The following is a 16,726-nucleotide window of genomic DNA, read 5'->3' on the forward strand; positions in this document are numbered from 1 at the left end:
ATAGGGAGTTGAACGCTACGTTTAGACAGCATGGCAAATGAGCCATCAAGCTTTTTAAATAGGCCCGCACGTTCAGAAACAAAGGTTCCGTAGTTGACCCCGCCTGTTCTGCTTGCCATCGCTACTTGAGAAGCGTACAAATCATTTATTTCTAAAAGCACGCCTTGGATGTTTTTCATATTTTGCTCAACAAGTGCCGATGTAGTCCCTACACCTGTCGCTACTTGAGCATAATAGTCGCTAGGTAAACCATCTGATTTAATTCGCTCTTCCAACTGATAAGAAAACAATTCAAAGTGACGGTTCAGGGTATCAACTTCCTCATCCAGAAGCTTTCCTAATTCTTTACTGGCAATCTTTGCTTGCTCAAGCCACTCATCAAGCAGCTTCTTATCTTCTGGTGTTTTCGGCTTTGTTGTCGGAAGAAGCACAATCTCACCCTCTCGAACAGGCTCGTTAAGGTGTGAATTACAGCTTTTGATATACTGCTTTTGATCTTCCTTAGTTTCAGCAGTAAACAAACTTGCTCATAAAGCCTCTTGAAGTTGAGTAGTTGGCGACTGCAACCAGCCAAGTTCAAAAACTCGTGCTGCTTTTTCGCGCTCAGCAATAACCCGTTCACGGTTCTCAGCCCAACGTTTCTCATCCTTCTCTGTATAGGTTAATTCTTCTCTGCGCTGTTGCCGGTGACGTGCCGCTCTTTCTCTTGTGGTTTCTTGCCTTTCTTCAGGGGCATATGGGAAAGATTTATACCGCATATAAGTTCGCTTATAGAAAAAATAAAAGGGATGATACCAATAGTTTCAGCTAGTTATCATACCTAATAAAGCATTTTGATGCATTAACCAACGAAATAGTCATTTTGACTACTGAAACGCTCAAAGTAACGCTTTGCATTCGGTTTTAAAGAGTAAATATTGGTAGAGGTAGTAAGCGTTAACATAACCAGAGTGGGTTCTGATTATGACTTTTGGACAGAACGTTGTTAGTTAATTTTATAAATTGCTAAATGAGAGATAACTAAAAATATGGCAGTTGATAGCTTGATATCCATATTAATGGTGCTGATGAATTTGTTATACACCTTTTGAACCAACGTATATACCATTATCGTGTGACGCGTTTTCATAACGTTTAATATTTATGATTATGTATTTAATACTCTCTTCATCATCACCCAAATTCTTAGATAGCCTTACCATGAAAAACACGATACGAGACCACGCTTTGAAGTGATCATCTGTTAACTCGGATGCTACAGGAAGCAAATTACCAAAAGTATTTAGTTCAATGTCACATTGAGCTTTGATTGCGTCTATCTCTTGAGTTGCTAAACCATTTTCTTTAATAAATTCGAACAAACTGTCTAAGTACTCAATGTTCTGTGTATGTTCTTCACCATAAAAAGCACCTACACGATATTTACGAGGTAATGTTTTAAAACCGTGTCGTAAGAAAAAAATTAGGTACTCGCGCAAGCGCTTCTCTTTTACAATTAAAAGCTGTATTCGGTTTTGTTCCTGCCAGCGATCTATGATGAACAATATAATGCAAAGCTCGAACAACATTCCTGTGAGTTCTGGCAAAAGATTTTCCGAAAAATACTCTGCTGAATCATTTATATAGAATCCAACTTGGATACATACTAGTAGTAGGATAAAAACTACAATAGTAAATGTTCCTTGTTTAGTATTGCCCGGTATCCAGTTCATTCTTTGTAATTTTCCTCTGACAACGCACAGCACAGATAATATTCTTGAATTGATTGCTTTACGAAACCTATTACACAAGTGGATATTTATCCAACCTTACCGCTTATATATTTTTCACTTTTTATCAATCAGTTAGTTGAGCTGATTTATTAGAAATTACCTTAAGAAAATCCTCGATATTAGCTTCTTTTTCAGGCTTCTCCTTTATATGTGCATAATAAGTTTGCTGATCTGGCCCCCAATCAAAGTAAAGACCTCTATTCGGTTGTGACAGGCTTTCTGCTTGTGATTCGCTAACCACTAAACTTATTTCTGATAGCTTCTCTGGCATTGGGTTACCTACAAGTTTGGCAAAAACCATAAGACGGTAAGAGCCTGCTAGGAAGACAAAATCTACACCATCTGCTGGCAATAGAAAGTGATGATCGAATGTTACACCCTCTTGCGGAACATAAAGACCGCTACCTCGTTTTAACTCACCTTTATCGCCATATACCCAAATGTTGAAATTTTGTTTAGACTCGTGTCGTTGTAAAGATACATGGATGCTCTCTATTACTTGGCCTCGTTTTGCAGTACTAAAGAGTAATGTTCGCAAGTAAACTTTATTTTTTCCACTGTCAAAAAGAGAACCATCAGGACCCAAAAAAATCACTGTTGGCTGCGACATCAACAGCTTTCCTTTTCTAAAGAAGGTAAGCCAGGCAGTTACCCCAGATACGATTAAAGCGATACACGAAAATACCAAACTAAGCACATATAACTCTTGATTCATAAGATGAGACCAAAGTAATCAACCAGTCACATATTGAGTTATTAGAAAAGCTAGGTCAAATAACAGTGGTTAGAAATGTTACAATCAACGACTCTACGCAGAAAGGGGCAAAAACACTCCAGTCCCAAAATCTAATCTTTGATCCATTCCCCCAGCATCAATATGCTAGCCAAGATAAATGAAAGCCATTAGCAGCAAAAACGTATCGATGGGTGTTATTTCGCGGCAAACAGGCCGTTTCTTTCGGACTCGGTTGGAGCACAGGAGCGCAGGCTGGTTTGCAGCCAATGAGTGAACTTTTGCTCTGCTTCATCAGGTGTTTTCTCTAAGCCAAGCAAAATGTATTTATGGCCAAATAAACCAAACCCAAATGGGGCGACTAAATTCCCCCTTTTTATATCATCAACCACAAGCGGATAAGAACCTAACGCTGCACCAAGGCCTTCTACCGCAGCTTGAAAACAAAAATAGAAATGCGCATAAGATTGGTGAACATTGTTTAACAGATGAGAGTAGCCATTGCAGGATAACCACTTCTCCAGGTTAAATTTAGGGCATACACCAATAGAACTTTAGCGGGCAACACTCTTCTATTGACTCAAAGAGTGCTAGCCATTACTTTCTCTTCCTGTAAGAGACTGAATTTAAGATAATTATGAGTATCACTACAAAAATTAACAACAAAATAAAGGTGGAAGACTTATATCTTTCGCTAAAACTTACCAATGGGGAACAAAGCCAGATTATCTCCAATATGCCTTGCGCTTACAAAGACATCTATTACCAAAATCAATACGATAAAATTGATGACACGTTTGATTTCACTGAGCAAAACCCTGGCCGAGTTTGTTATCCAAATGAATTGGGGGAATATACCTCAAACTACATTAAAAAAATGGCAGGCCACGGATACTACAACCTTTTTTCCTTTTCATTGAGTCATAGAAACCAGTCTATCTCATGTATTGTCACCGTCCCATGGAAACCGCACGATAATCAACTTCATTTTAGTGAATTGAGAGACAAAGTGATAAACTCGACGAAAACTATAATACGTGAATTTAGTCAATATCCCGAGTTAGCTGATATAGACTTAGCACTTAGCTAAGCTATCCAACCAAGATTGATAGCTTTTATCGCTGCATCGATGGTTTTTTTTGCCCCTAACTTTAGGCGCGCATTTTTAAGGTTACTATGTACGGTAGATACTTTATATCCAGTAATCTTAGATATTTCTGTCACGTCTATCCCATCTTTTGCTAGAGATAAGCATGACAGTTCTCCATAATTGGGCTTTTCAATAGGGCTATCATTAAAGAGCTGTCCTGCGATTGTCTCTGGATTCAAAATAAGTGGGGACAACTTTACTTCTTCCATTTCTACCGAGATTTCATGAATGTACTTCTTAAGCATGTACTTTGAAAATTTAATCACAGCTTTATCTTTAACCTCATTGAAATACAAACTACCTTCCTGACAAAAACTCCCCAGAACAAACGAAACCTTCATCGAACCAACAATCGATGACCTAGCATATAAATTATTGATATTGAAACATTTTCCTAATTTTTCGTTAAACTCCACTTCTTGAGGGTCTCTATTATTTTTAGTCATAAACACCCCTTCCTTATCGTTATTCAACATAGGGTCGATAAGGTATAAGTTCTCCTTTCTATATATTTTCTTTACATCTGAAGGCAAATTTGAAATCACCGATACATTTCTATTGCTTTCAATATATAAGCTGTATAGGTCAATATTTATTTTTTCTTTCAGTGACTCACAATCAGATTTTATTGCTGAATCTTTTCTGAGCGATAGTTCTGAATTCGACTTTGATTTCATTGAGTTAACAACTTAATTATTCGGTTTGTGGATATGTACCAATCAACCCTAAATTTAGGATTTTTGTATAAACAGCTTTAACTTACCCTAAGTTCTTACTACTTCGGGCTGTTCCTAAAATAGTACCGGGGTAAGCTCCAAGCCAAATTGTACTATTATCTATAACCTTCCTAGGTAAATGCCTCACAATTCTTTTGTGAGGCAAGCTTTTTAGCTAATTTGTCCGTAGCTCAGCTGCCTTGTTAGATGATGGTTTCCATAATGTATCTCAAAAAGCACTGTATCTATTAATTATTATAAAAATCAGAATGTTATTAACATCATCTAACTTGATAATACTAAAGAAGATGTTAACAATACATAAGCTTTAGTACCCGAAAACTAAAAGAAGTTTATAATGACTCAGCCAACTGGACTCAGGAAAAATGTTGTTAACAAAAGAAATACTAATTCAATGGTGCTATCTGCCACTGAGTGATATAGGCTAAATCCTTTATTGAGGAAAAACGCCCCCCTACAGATTTCAAGTGTACAAATCCTCAAATACATAAAAGCCCCTAAACGCCAAAGCGTTTAGGGGCTAAATCGATTAAAGGTTTGGACTTTATATGGTTACGGCGTGTAGTAGGTTGCCGCGCCCGGGCCAACAGGTAGGCCAAACACAAATACCCATAGATAAAAGAGTAGGCTCCAGCCGACGATAAAACACAGTGAGTAAGGCAGCATAGTGGCGATTAGGGTGCCAATACCAAGGTTTTTCATATAGCGCGTCGCTACCGCCAGAATAAGAGCGAAGTAGCTCATCATAGGCGTGATAATATTGGTGGTCGAATCACCAATACGATACGCCGCTTGAATGGTTTCTGGCGCGTAGCCAACCAGCATCAGCATAGGCACAAAGATAGGCGCAGTCACTGCCCACTGAGCCGAAGCAGAGCCAATCATCAAGTTGATAAAGCCGCACATCAAAATAAAGGCAAAAAACAGCATAGGCCCTGTTAAACCAATTTCTTGCAAAAAGGTGGCACCCGACACAGCAAATACTTGACCAAAGTTTGTCCACTTGAAAAATGCGACAAACTGGGCGGCGAAAAACACCAGTACAATATACGTGCCCATTGAAGACATCGACTTTGACATGGCATCAATCACATCACGGTCAGTTTTCATTGTGCCGACAACTTTGCCGTAAACCAGCCCTGGAATAGCAAAAAAGACAAAGATAAAGGCGACGATACTTTTCAAAAATGGTGAACCCGCCACAGTGCCTGCATCAGAGCGTAAAATGCCATCGGCCGGCACTATGGTCCAAGCGAGCAAAGCACACAGAACCAAAAGTGCAATACCGGCGCATTTCATGCCTTTTTTCTCAATCTCTGCTAGCTTACCCATTGAATCTTGGGATAAATCTTCTGACGCTTCGTCTTCGTTGTATTTTCCCAATTTGGGCTCAACAATCTTTTCCGTTACAAAAGCGCCCATGGCCGCGATAAAGAAGGTTGAAACAAACATGAAGTACCAGTTGACTTCAGGACCAACCGTATAGCTTGGGTCAATCAGCTGCGCCGCCGTTTCCGTGATCCCTGACAGCAATGGATCCACAGTACCAATCAGCAAGTTGGCAGAATAACCGCCAGAGACACCGGCAAAGGCCGCCGCAAGACCAGCTAGAGGGTGTCGCCCCAAAGAATGAAAGAGCATAGCTGCAAGAGGAATAAGGACAACATAACCAAGCTCTGAAGCTGTATTAGAGATAATACCCGCAAAGACAACGGTGACGGTGACCATGCGCTTTGAAGCGCCCATCACCATACCGCGCATCACAGCAGAAAGTAGTCCTGAGTATTCAGCAATTGCAACACCCAATAGCGCAACGAGAACGGTTCCAAGCGGCGCAAAGCCAACAAAGTTTTTCACTAAATTGGTGACAATTAGCTCTAGGCCATCGGCATTAAGCAGACTCACTGCGTGAATCATGCCGTCAGCGGCTCGCCCTTTTACACCTTCAGGTCTTGGGTCAATAACAGAAAGTTCAAAATATCCAGCAATGCCTGATGCTACTAATATAGTGGCACAAAGTATCACAAACAATGTGATGGGGTGAGGCAGTAGATTCCCTAAGTACTCAACCATATCTAAAAAGCGTGTGAATATAGGCTTTTTAGGCGAGTTAGGTGTAGGTGTAACTGAAGCAGACGACGTCATCTGTTCTCTCCTTGTAAGTAGCTCCTGCGTTTTGTAACAATTTATCAACAAAACCTGCGCAGGTTACTCGACAAAGAAATCCATTAAAAGTCGTAAATGTAACAAGTTGTTAGCCTGATCATTATATTTTTGCGAATAAAGCTCAAAGCTAGTGACATCACCCATATAAAAATAAAAACAATATTATCAATTACATGGGTGCATTTATTAATTAACGCTGAACCGCTTTAAAGCGCGGGTTAGCTTTGCAAATCACATACAGCCGCCCTTTTCTCTTTACAATTTGGCAATCAGGATGGCGATTTTTTGCACTCTTGAGAGATTTTAGTACTTTCATTTACTCGTCTCCTTTAGCAAATTGTCCAAAGCGACGTTTAAAGTTAGCCACTCGACCTTCCTGATGAATAACACGTTGCTTACCAGTATAAAAAGGGTGTGATTTAGATGAAACCTCAATAGTAAAATAGGGATAGGTGTTCCCATCTTGCCATTCAATCGTACGATCCGTTTTTAAGGTCGACCCAATTAAAAAATATTCATCAATACTGGTATCATGAAATACCACGGTTCTGTATTCAGGGTGAATGTTATCTTGCATAAATACTCCTCCACTCATAAGTATGTTATAACATAACAAATGATAACGACTATCAACAAGTATTACTAGTGTTTTTGTGGTACTTTTATTGCCCCCCTTGCCCTGAGAGAAAAATATGTATTCTGTAAAACCAATCGGTTTTATTGAGACTCCCTATAAAGAAAAGTTTGCCGTGCCTCGTCAACCGAATTTGGTTTCAGCTGCATCCTCTCGAGTCAAATTATTGGGAGAAGCCAATAATCCTGATGCTGTGAGAAGCCTAGAGCAGTTTTCACATCTTTGGCTGCTATTTCTATTTGATCAAAATTTAGAAGCCGGATGGAAACCTACTGTTAGACCACCAAGATTAGGTGGTAATGAGCGTGTGGGGGTGTTTGCGTCTCGTTCTACTTTTAGGCCCAATGGTATAGGTATGTCAGCGGTTGAAATGAAAGGCATCACTAAAATGGGGGAACAAATCTATATCGAGCTAGGTAACGTCGACTTAGTCAATAATACGCCAATTATCGATATCAAACCCTATATTCCCTACTCAGACTCTATTGCTTGTGCCAATGGTGGCTACGCTGAAGAAGAACCCATAACCTTGCCCATCAACTTCTCAGAAGCAGCGCTTCACATATTAGAACAGCGCAGTGATGCTAGTATCGTCAAAACAGTCATCGAACAAGTTCTGGCGCAAGACCCTAGGCCCGCTTATAAAAAGAATAAACCTGATACTAAAGAATATGCCGTCAATTTGTTCGATTTAAACGTAAAATTTATCGTCAAAAATGACTTAGTAACCGTTACTGCAATTGAATGCTTTTGACAAAGGCTTTTGGCTGATATTATAAACGGCTGACTATTTCCCTGATGGGAATTCAATACTCCTGCCCATTTTGGCTGGAGACACTAACTTTAATAAACGGATAAAATTAATGCGTACCAGTAATTATCTTCTTTCTACTTTGAAGGAGACTCCAAACGACGCAGAAGTCGTGAGCCACCAGCTCATGCTACGTGCAGGTATGATCCGTAAGCTGGCTTCAGGTCTTTACACCTGGCTACCTACTGGTCTACGCGTACTGCGTAAAGTCGAAAACATCGTTCGTCAAGAAATCGACAATGCAGGAGCAGTCGAAACTTTGATGCCCGTGGTTCAGCCGTTTGAACTTTGGGAAGAGACAGGCCGCAGTGAGAAAATGGGCCCTGAGCTACTTCGCTTTACTGACCGTCATACACGTCCGTTTATTCTTAGCCCAACAGCTGAAGAAGTGATCACTAGCCTTGTACGTAACGAAGTGAGTTCATACAAACAGCTACCTATTAATTTGTATCAAATTCAGACCAAGTTCCGTGACGAACGCCGCCCTCGCTTTGGCGTGATGCGCGCACGTGAATTTTGCATGATGGATGCCTACAGCTTTGATATCGACAAAGAGGGCTTACAAAAGTCTTACGATGCCATGCATGACGCATACTGCAAAGCATTCGATCGTATGGGGCTTGGATATCGCCCTGTACTCGCCGACTCTGGCGCTATCGGTGGTAGTGGTTCGCAAGAGTTCCACGTACTGGCAGAAAGCGGTGAAGATCTAATAGCCTTCTCGACCGAGTCTGACTATGCAGCAAACATTGAGAAAGCTGAAGCAGCCGCTCCTGTTGGCGATCGCGCTGCTCCTAGCCAAGATATGACGATGGTTGATACACCAAACGCAAAAACCATCGCCGAACTTGTAGAGCAACATGGCCTATCCATTGAAAAAACAGTGAAAACACTGTTCGTCAAAGCATCAGAAGAAGTTGATGCCGATATTATCGCGCTTATCATTCGCGGCGATCATGAACTAAACGAAGTCAAAGCAGAAAACCTTGCTCAAGTGGCTGCGCCTTTAACAATGGCGACCGAAGAAGAAATTCGTGCACTTATTGGCGCAGGCCCAGGTTCACTAGGTCCTGTTAATCTCAAGCTGCCCTTTATTGTAGATCGCACAGTAGCTGCAATGAGCGACTTTGGCGCTGGTGCTAACATTGATGATAAGCACTATTTTGGCATCAACTGGGGCCGTGATGTAGAGCTAGACCAAGTTGAAGATCTACGTAACGTAGTAGAAGGCGATCCGAGTCCTTGCGGCAAAGGAACACTGATGCTTAAACGTGGTATTGAAGTGGGCCATATCTTCCAGTTAGGCAGCACATACTCTCAAGCAATGAACTGTGGAGTTCTAGGTCCTGATGGCAAGAATGCCATTCTAGAGATGGGCTGTTACGGTATTGGCGTATCACGTGTTGTGGCTTCTGCTATTGAACAAAACCACGACAAAAATGGCATTATTTGGCCAGATGCGCTGGCACCTTTCCAAGTCGCGATTGTTCCAATGAACATGCATAAATCTGAAGAAGTCAAAGCAGCAGCTGAAAAACTGTATACAGAATTGACTGCAATGGGTATTGAAGTCCTATTCGACGACCGTAAAGAGCGCCCAGGTGTTATGTTCTCTGATATGGAACTTATCGGTATACCTCACACTATAGTGATTGGCGATCGCAGTATGAAAGAAGGTAACTTCGAATATAAAAATCGCCGTACTGGTGATAAAACATCGATTGCTATCGCTGAAATCATTGCCCACCTAAAAGAGCAATTGGTTTAACCAATAGACAAACCGCTAAACAAAAGGCTGATATTAATACATCAGCCTTTCTCATTTTAACGGTATGCTTATACCAATTACTCTAATGGTTCTTTAGGGGCTTGGTTTTTCACTTTTTTAGGCGCAAAAGGGACGCCTTGCAATTCATCCGCATTACCGTCAGTTAGTTCTCCGCAATGAAATAACCCAAACTCTCCCGGCTTCATACGGTGCCATTCTTCATTGTCGGTCAATGGCTGTGTTGCGATAACCGTCACTACATCGTTTGGCGTCGTTTCTTCCTGAAAATTGATTTCAATATCTTCATCAATAAGAGAAGCTTTACCAAATGGAGCCCGGCGAGTGATCCAATACAAATGGTTAGTACAGTAAGTCATTACATATTCACCATCTGACAGCAACATATTAAATACCCCTTTCTCACGCAGCTGATCACAGCATTTCGCAATCAACTTAAACACACCTGCCATATTTTGTGGTGGTTCAGGGTAATTATCCTCCATTTGCTTTAATAGCCAGCAAAAAGACAATTCGCTATCCGTCTGGCCAACAGGGCGGTGCCGCCCCGTGACCAAATCATGGTATTCACTTAGTTGGCCATTATGCGCAAATGTCCAATAGCGGCCCCATAATTCACGAGTAAACGGGTGTGTATTTTCAAGATTAACCGCACCACGATTTGCCTGGCGAATATGACTAATAACAGCGCAGCTTTTAATCGGGTAGTTCTGAACCAATTCTGCAATTTTTGAATCACAACTTGGATTTGGATCTTTGAAATTACGAAAGCCTTTACCTTCGTAAAACGTAATTCCCCAACCATCACGGTGCGGACCCGTATTTCCACCACGTTGCATCAATCCAGTAAAACTAAAACAGATATCGGTTGGCACATTGGCGCTCATTCCGAGCAGTTCACACATAGCTCAAAAAGCTCCTTATAAAACAACAATACCAGCGCTAAACACTGGTATTATATAAGCTTGATTAACCCTTAACCATATAGAAGAGTTATTGTTCCATCTCTTTTTCAATTAGCTGAATCACTATGTGGATGATCTTGATATGAACTTCCTGAATACGATCAGCATAACCAAAATGCGGCACACGAATTTCAATATCCGCTAGACCCGCCATTTTGCCACCGTCTTTACCAGTAAGTGCAATCGTTTTCATTCCTTTAGCTTTAGAAGCTTCAATGGCTTTAAGAATGTTACCTGAATTGCCAGAAGTGGATAGCCCAAACAGCACATCACCTTTAGAACCAACCGCTTCAACATAACGAGAAAACACATGATCATAACCAAAGTCATTGCTGACACAAGATAAATGGCTAGGATCTGAAATCGCAATACCAGGAAATCCTGGCCGATTTTCACGGTAACGCCCAGTGAGTTCTTCAGCAAAATGCATAGCATCACAATGCGAGCCTCCGTTACCACAAGATAATACCTTACCACCTTGCTTAAATGACTCAGCAAGCATCTTAGCTGCCGCTTCAATCTGTGCGATATTAGTGTCGTCACTAAGAAAGGCATTTAATACTTCAGCAGCTTCAGTTAATTCGTTTTTAATCAGATCCTGATACATAGGTTGTTCTCTAATTATTGAGTCTTAAAAAGCCGACATTAACTGTCGTCATCGTCATACTCAGAGTTTACTCAAACAATCCCTACTGTCGATAGATTCCAGTAAACAATTCCGCATTTATTGTGTTCCTAACCCCAAAAAATCGTCGGTCTCTTCATTTTTAGGTTTTTTACTCTATCAAGATCATTTTTAAGCACATTTTTGTTTTACATTTATTTAATATTTTAATTACAATAAAACTGGTTGGACCTCTACTGGAATTACAGCGTATAAATAAATACAACACGCTGAACAAGGAACATTAACTATGGACACTTTGATTTCTATACTTGGATTTTCTGCTGTACTGGCAGTCTGTCTGTATCACCGAACTACCTTGGTTAAATCCATGGCTGCTCTTACTGCAACTTTATTAGTACTTTCTGTCTTTGGCGCTGCTGGGTCAGTTAGCTGGATTCTGTTCATAGTAGCGGCTGCCATTCTTACTATCCCCTCAATACGACAATCCCTCATCAGTAAAAAAGCACTCACTGTGTTTAGAAAAGTACTGCCTGAAATGTCACAAACAGAGAAAGAAGCGTTAGATGCTGGAACGGTATGGTGGGAAGCAGAGTTATTCAAAGGCAAACCAAATTGGCAACAGTTACATGATATCCAAGCGCCCCAGTTAACTGCTGAGGAGCAAGCCTTTCTAGATGGGCCAGTCAATGAAGTCTGTGCCATGGTAAACGACTATCAAGTCACTCATGAATTAGCTGATTTACCACCACAGGTTTGGCAATACCTGAAAGATAACCAGTTTTTCGCCATGATCATAAAGAAAAAGTATGGGGGCTTAGAATTTTCTGCTTATGCACAGTCTTTAGTTCTACAAAAACTCACAGGGGTATCTTCTGTACTGTCTTCCACCGTCGGTGTACCAAATTCACTAGGACCAGGAGAACTTCTGCAACATTACGGAACAAAAGATCAAAAAGATTACTATTTGCCTAGACTAGCCGAAGGAAAAGAGATCCCGTGTTTTGCTCTGACTAGCCCTGAAGCAGGATCCGATGCAGGTTCGATTCCAGATTTTGGTGTCGTTTGTAAAGGTGAGTGGGAAGGTAAAGAAGTGGTTGGAATGCGCCTAACTTGGAACAAACGCTATATCACATTGGCCCCTATAGCGACGGTTCTTGGCCTAGCATTTAAATTACGCGATCCTGAAGGTTTATTAGGGGATCAGCAAGAAGTGGGGATCACATGTGCCCTTATCCCTACCAACCTAACTGGTGTTGAGATCGGTAACCGACATTTCCCACTCAATGTACCTTTCCAAAATGGCCCTACTCGTGGTGAAGGTTTATTCGTTCCATTAGATTTCATCATTGGTGGCCCAAAAATGGCTGGCCAAGGTTGGCGAATGCTAGTCGAGTGTTTATCCGTTGGACGAGGAATTACCTTACCCTCTAATTCAACCGGAGGAATTAAAACAGCGGCACTGGCAACAGGTGCCTACGCTCGAATCCGTCGCCAGTTCAAACAACCAATAGGTCAAATGGAAGGTATTGAAGAGCCGCTAGCTCGCTTAGGTGGTAATGCTTATGTGATGGATGCAGCAAGTAACCTTACGGTCGCGGGGATTGATCTTGGAGAAAAACCATCAGTAATATCTGCGATTGTGAAATACCACTGCACCCACCGTGGCCAACAAAGCATCATCGATGCAATGGATATTTTGGGCGGCAAGGGGATCTGTTTGGGCCCCTCTAACTTTCTTGCTCGAAGCTATCAAGGAGCTCCTATTGCCGTCACCGTTGAAGGTGCAAACATTCTCACTCGTTCAATGATTATTTACGGCCAAGGCGCCATTCGCTGTCACCCATATGTACTTGAAGAGATGGATGCGGCTTACTCAGATGCTTCCGATGCCCTCGATAAATTTGACTCAGCCTTAGCAGGCCACGTTAGTTTTACTCTTAGCAACCTTGTTCGCAGTTTCTGGCTCGGGCTGACCGATGGTCGCTTTTCTGATTCTCCTGTCAACGATTCAACCAGCCGTTACTATCAACAGCTCAATCGCTACAGTGCGAACATTGCCTTCCTATCAGACGTATCGATGGCTGTTTTGGGTGGTTCTCTAAAACGTAAAGAACGTCTTTCCGCTCGTTTAGGGGATATATTAAGCCAACTTTATCTTAGCTCTGCCACTCTAAAAAGATTTGAAAGCGATGGCCGAATTGCTGAAGACTTACCATTATTACATTGGGGGCTTCAAGATAGCCTCAAACAAGCTGAAGCAGCGATTGACGAGCTTTTGGTTAACTTTCCCAACAAATGGCTAGGTAAGGCTTTAAGGGTAATAACCCTTCCCTTTGGTCTGGTTAGAAAAGCACCCAGTGATCAATTAGACAGCGAAGTAGCACAAATACTTCAAACTCCTTCAGCTACACGTGAACGCCTGGGTCGTAACCAATACTTCCAAGCGAGTGAATTCAATCCAGCTGGTAGAGTTGAACAAGCGTTACATGTTATTTTGCAAGCTGAGCCGATTTTCAACAAGGTGTGTAAAGCACTGGATGAGAGGCGTCCATTCTTAAACTTGGATCTAATTGCTGATATTGGCTTAGAAAAAGGGATTATTGATTCTGATGACGCTCAATTGTTGCGTAATGCTGAGCAGCATCGTCTCTATGTGATCAATGTGGATGACTTTGACCCAAAGGACTTGGCAGCCATGCCAAGTGAGGTCTTTCCTCTGATGGATGAAGTTGCTTAACAAGCTATATGTATAAGGGCCGCATACGCAGCCCTTATCTATTTATCCTTAATCACTTCAGCACCGTTTCGCTTACTACTTCTTCGGCATCTCTAATTGCATTTCAGGAATCTCTTCTTTCTTAGGCCTTAACTTTAACTTACCTATCCCAAACCACATTGCCAAACCAATAAGAATCACCACAATATTAGCAACAGATATCATAATGATTGTCTTAGTACGCTTTTCCTCACGAAGTTCAAGCAGCCGCATTTCTTCCATTAATTTCTGCTGTTTCATCCGCTCTTCTTCCTGAAGCCGGCGAGTTTCGGCAATATCGACCTCTTCCAAAACGCTATAAGTCTGATTTTTAACTGGGAAAACAAGAGGTCGTCCAGAGGCTAATTCGGTAGCAAATGCTCGCCCAGCCCAAGAGTAGTTTCCGATATCACCATTATACGGGATAGGTAATAAAACTCTCTCGGCGTCTTCCTTCGCACTCTCTGCGATAACCAGTTCTGAGCCATCAGGCGATTTGTGCTCTATTTGAGCGGCAATACTACCAGGTTCAATCATGCCCTGCTCACCAGCCACCGCCACCATATGCTCTTTTCCTTCTACGCGGCTTTGGATAAAGGTAGTTTGTATTGGCGTTGGGTAAACTAACACTTCCTGCTCTTGTGCCCGAAGAAAAACGCCATTACCTGAGGTAATACGAACGCGGTATTTCCCCGGGACTGGGGATATATTCAGTGAAACGGTAAACACCCCATCTCCAGCAACTTCATCTAAGCCCATTCCGTCATCAGAGAAATCACCGATTTTATAAGCTATCGGTCTTGCCTCTTTGATCAATGAAGCTTCATTTTCAATATACTTGGTGAAAGTCACCAGAAGATTGACTCGATCTAGGAAATCTCTCATGATCAAAGGTTTATCATCTGACTTCAGCTGTGCAGAGAATTTAATTTGCTCCCCCTGAAACAGTCGAGTCGGCATTTTATCCGTGATGAGCTCTAGGTGTGAAATCAAAATGATTTTATTTTTGGGTGTGATCTTACCAATTGCCTGCCATGGACCAGCCATTGGGTTATTAATAGAAATAATGTCCATTGAAGGTTCTTGATACCAACGAACATTATCTGGTTTTCGAAAAGCGTAATACTTTTTACCATCCGGACGCACAAGAACCACGGGCTTAGAACGCTCAGCTCTATATACTACAAACGTAATTTGTTCAATAGTAGAATCCACTCGAAAACGATTATCTAGTAAAGACATTGAAGATTCCTCTGCGTAAGCAGAAATACTGACTAATAAGCCAAGTAAGACTAACAAAACCTTCAACATTTCTTCTCCTACTGACGCCAGAGGCAGCTACCGCTTGTCTCCACTATGTCTAATCGTTCATTGTGTGCTTTTAATTCATCGGCCGTTGCAGCGATAACCTTTAGCGATTTTCGTCCACTAGACACTCGTTTTATTGACTCGCCTCCCAATTCACCTTCAGCTGAGTAACTTGAGCTAAACTGCAACGATGTCTGGCCACCTGTCATCAGTAAGTATACATCAGACAAAATTTCAGCATCCAGCAAAGCGCCATGGAGCGTACGATGCGAGTTGTCTATACCATATCGATCACATAATATATCAAGGTTATTACGCTTACCTGGGAAGATTTTCTTCGCCATCGCAAGTGTATCGGTCACTCGACAATAGTCATGTGTTTTGCCAATGCTGGGATCCAACATTGAAAATTCATGATCCATAAAACCCGTGTCAAAAGGCGCATTGTGCGCGACTAATTCTGCCCCGCTAATGAATGCTAAGAATTCCTCATGTACATCACGATATTCAGGTTTATCAACAAGAAATTCATCCGTGATACCATGCACTTCTATCGCTTCTGACTGAATAGCGCGATCAGGTTTAAGGTATACGTGGAAATGACGCCCTGTTAGCTTGCGGTTGATTATCTCAACGGCGCCGATTTCAATAATGCGATGACCTTGATAATGGGGGCCACCTTCTCGATTCATACCCGTAGTTTCGGTATCGAGAACGACAATGCGATTGTGATTGGAATTGTTGCTGGTATTCATAACAAATTTTGTGTCAGACTATACAAATTCTACGCTTAACCCAATAGTATCAAATCATGACGAAACTGGTGGAAATTTTTACAGATGGATCTTGCTTAGGTAATCCAGGTCCAGGTGGCTATGGCATTGTAATGCGCTACAAACAAGTAGAAAAAACATTCAGCAATGGCTATACACTTACCACCAATAACCGTATGGAAATGATGGCGACCATTGTTGCCTTGCAAACGCTCAAAGAACCCTGTGATGTCGTTTTGACGACGGATAGTCAATATGTGCGTCAAGGTATCACCCAATGGATACATAACTGGAAAAAGCGCGACTGGAAAACCTCTGATAAAAAACCAGTTAAGAACTCAGACCTTTGGAAAGCTCTCGATAAAGAAAGCACACGCCATCAAATAGACTGGCGCTGGGTCAAAGGCCATGCTGGGCACAGAGAAAATGAAATGTGTGATGAATTAGCTCGATCAGCAGCTGAAAACCCAACAGAAGAAGACACTGGCTATCAAGCGAACTAGAATCG

General features: G+C 41.6%; 17 protein-coding genes and 1 pseudogene. 5 read left to right on the plus strand and 13 right to left on the minus strand.

Features of this window, described 5'->3' with window-relative positions; genetic code table 11:
- From KO511_RS07185 to KO511_RS07200, 5 genes and pseudogenes are all read right to left on the minus strand, one after another.
- Nucleotides 1–521, minus strand: a pseudogene (locus tag KO511_RS07185) (hypothetical protein); the annotation flags it as partial.
- A gap of 6 nt (nucleotides 522–527) precedes the next feature.
- Nucleotides 528–758: a hypothetical protein gene (locus tag KO511_RS22260; protein ID WP_252724280.1), complete on the minus strand. Its 231-nt coding sequence runs from the start codon at nucleotides 756–758 to the stop codon at nucleotides 528–530.
- Nucleotides 759–1,076: 318 nt separating this feature from the next.
- Nucleotides 1,077–1,712, minus strand: a complete 636-nt coding sequence (locus KO511_RS07190; RefSeq protein WP_215986782.1) for a hypothetical protein — start codon at nucleotides 1,710–1,712, stop codon at nucleotides 1,077–1,079.
- A gap of 124 nt (nucleotides 1,713–1,836) precedes the next feature.
- Nucleotides 1,837–2,487, minus strand: coding sequence for a hypothetical protein (locus tag KO511_RS07195; RefSeq protein ID WP_215986783.1), 651 nt, complete (start codon nucleotides 2,485–2,487; stop codon nucleotides 1,837–1,839).
- Nucleotides 2,488–2,702: 215 nt separating this feature from the next.
- Nucleotides 2,703–2,897 (minus strand): hypothetical protein, encoded by a 195-nt coding sequence (locus KO511_RS07200; RefSeq protein ID WP_252724273.1) that lies wholly within the window; start codon nucleotides 2,895–2,897, stop codon nucleotides 2,703–2,705.
- 245 nt (nucleotides 2,898–3,142) lie between these two features.
- Here KO511_RS07200 and KO511_RS07205 point away from each other — a divergent pair, with 245 nt between their 5' ends.
- On the plus strand, nucleotides 3,143–3,595 hold the full coding sequence (locus KO511_RS07205; protein WP_215986784.1) for a hypothetical protein: 453 nt from the start codon (nucleotides 3,143–3,145) through the stop codon (nucleotides 3,593–3,595).
- On the opposite strand, the gene KO511_RS07210 is transcribed toward KO511_RS07205, so the two are convergent.
- From KO511_RS07210 to KO511_RS07225, 4 genes are all read right to left on the minus strand, one after another.
- Nucleotides 3,592–4,332 (minus strand): helix-turn-helix transcriptional regulator, encoded by a 741-nt coding sequence (locus KO511_RS07210; RefSeq protein ID WP_215986785.1) that lies wholly within the window; start codon nucleotides 4,330–4,332, stop codon nucleotides 3,592–3,594. The genes KO511_RS07205 and KO511_RS07210 overlap by 4 nt on opposite strands.
- 612 nt (nucleotides 4,333–4,944) lie before the next feature.
- Nucleotides 4,945–6,537 (minus strand): AbgT family transporter, encoded by a 1,593-nt coding sequence (locus KO511_RS07215; RefSeq protein WP_215986786.1) that lies wholly within the window; start codon nucleotides 6,535–6,537, stop codon nucleotides 4,945–4,947.
- 211 nt (nucleotides 6,538–6,748) lie between these two features.
- Nucleotides 6,749–6,874 carry a type B 50S ribosomal protein L36 gene (gene ykgO / locus KO511_RS07220; RefSeq protein WP_125320556.1) on the minus strand — a complete coding sequence of 42 codons (126 nt, stop codon included), beginning with the start codon at nucleotides 6,872–6,874 and terminating at the stop codon, nucleotides 6,749–6,751.
- On the minus strand, nucleotides 6,875–7,135 hold the full coding sequence (locus tag KO511_RS07225) for a type B 50S ribosomal protein L31 (protein WP_215986787.1): 261 nt from the start codon (nucleotides 7,133–7,135) through the stop codon (nucleotides 6,875–6,877). It lies immediately after the preceding gene.
- A gap of 115 nt (nucleotides 7,136–7,250) precedes the next feature.
- On the opposite strand from KO511_RS07225, the gene tsaA reads away from it, so the two are divergent.
- Entirely contained in the window at nucleotides 7,251–7,946 is a 696-nt protein-coding gene (tsaA, locus tag KO511_RS07230; RefSeq protein ID WP_215986788.1) for a tRNA (N6-threonylcarbamoyladenosine(37)-N6)-methyltransferase TrmO, read from the plus strand.
- A gap of 109 nt (nucleotides 7,947–8,055) precedes the next feature.
- On the plus strand, nucleotides 8,056–9,771 hold the full coding sequence (locus KO511_RS07235) for a proline--tRNA ligase (RefSeq protein WP_215986789.1): 1,716 nt from the start codon (nucleotides 8,056–8,058) through the stop codon (nucleotides 9,769–9,771).
- Nucleotides 9,772–9,848: 77 nt separating this feature from the next.
- Here the strand turns inward: KO511_RS07235 and KO511_RS07240 are convergent, their stop codons facing one another.
- A complete protein-coding gene (locus KO511_RS07240; RefSeq protein WP_215986790.1) occupies nucleotides 9,849–10,694 on the minus strand; it encodes a class II glutamine amidotransferase in 846 nt (281 codons plus the stop codon).
- Between the two features lie 88 nt (nucleotides 10,695–10,782).
- The gene (gene lpcA / locus KO511_RS07245) at nucleotides 10,783–11,361 is read right to left on the minus strand and encodes a D-sedoheptulose 7-phosphate isomerase (protein WP_125320551.1); all 579 of its coding nucleotides are present in this window, start codon (nucleotides 11,359–11,361) and stop codon (nucleotides 10,783–10,785) included.
- Between the two features lie 307 nt (nucleotides 11,362–11,668).
- On the opposite strand from lpcA, the gene fadE reads away from it, so the two are divergent.
- On the plus strand, nucleotides 11,669–14,119 hold the full coding sequence (gene fadE / locus KO511_RS07250; RefSeq protein ID WP_215986791.1) for an acyl-CoA dehydrogenase FadE: 2,451 nt from the start codon (nucleotides 11,669–11,671) through the stop codon (nucleotides 14,117–14,119).
- A 75-nt stretch (nucleotides 14,120–14,194) separates the two neighbouring features.
- On the opposite strand, the gene KO511_RS07255 is transcribed toward fadE, so the two are convergent.
- On the minus strand, nucleotides 14,195–15,448 hold the full coding sequence (locus tag KO511_RS07255) for a TIGR03503 family protein (RefSeq protein ID WP_215986792.1): 1,254 nt from the start codon (nucleotides 15,446–15,448) through the stop codon (nucleotides 14,195–14,197).
- A gap of 8 nt (nucleotides 15,449–15,456) precedes the next feature.
- Nucleotides 15,457–16,200, minus strand: a complete 744-nt coding sequence (gene dnaQ, locus KO511_RS07260; RefSeq protein ID WP_215986793.1) for a DNA polymerase III subunit epsilon — start codon at nucleotides 16,198–16,200, stop codon at nucleotides 15,457–15,459.
- Between the two features lie 56 nt (nucleotides 16,201–16,256).
- Between dnaQ and rnhA the strand changes: the two genes are divergently transcribed.
- Nucleotides 16,257–16,721, plus strand: coding sequence for a ribonuclease HI (rnhA, locus tag KO511_RS07265; protein WP_215986794.1), 465 nt, complete (start codon nucleotides 16,257–16,259; stop codon nucleotides 16,719–16,721).
- Nucleotides 16,722–16,726 lie beyond the last annotated feature (5 nt).

Origin of the sequence: Vibrio hepatarius (genome assembly GCF_018860525.1) — a bacterium.
GTDB classification, from domain to species: domain Bacteria; phylum Pseudomonadota; class Gammaproteobacteria; order Enterobacterales; family Vibrionaceae; genus Vibrio; species Vibrio hepatarius_B.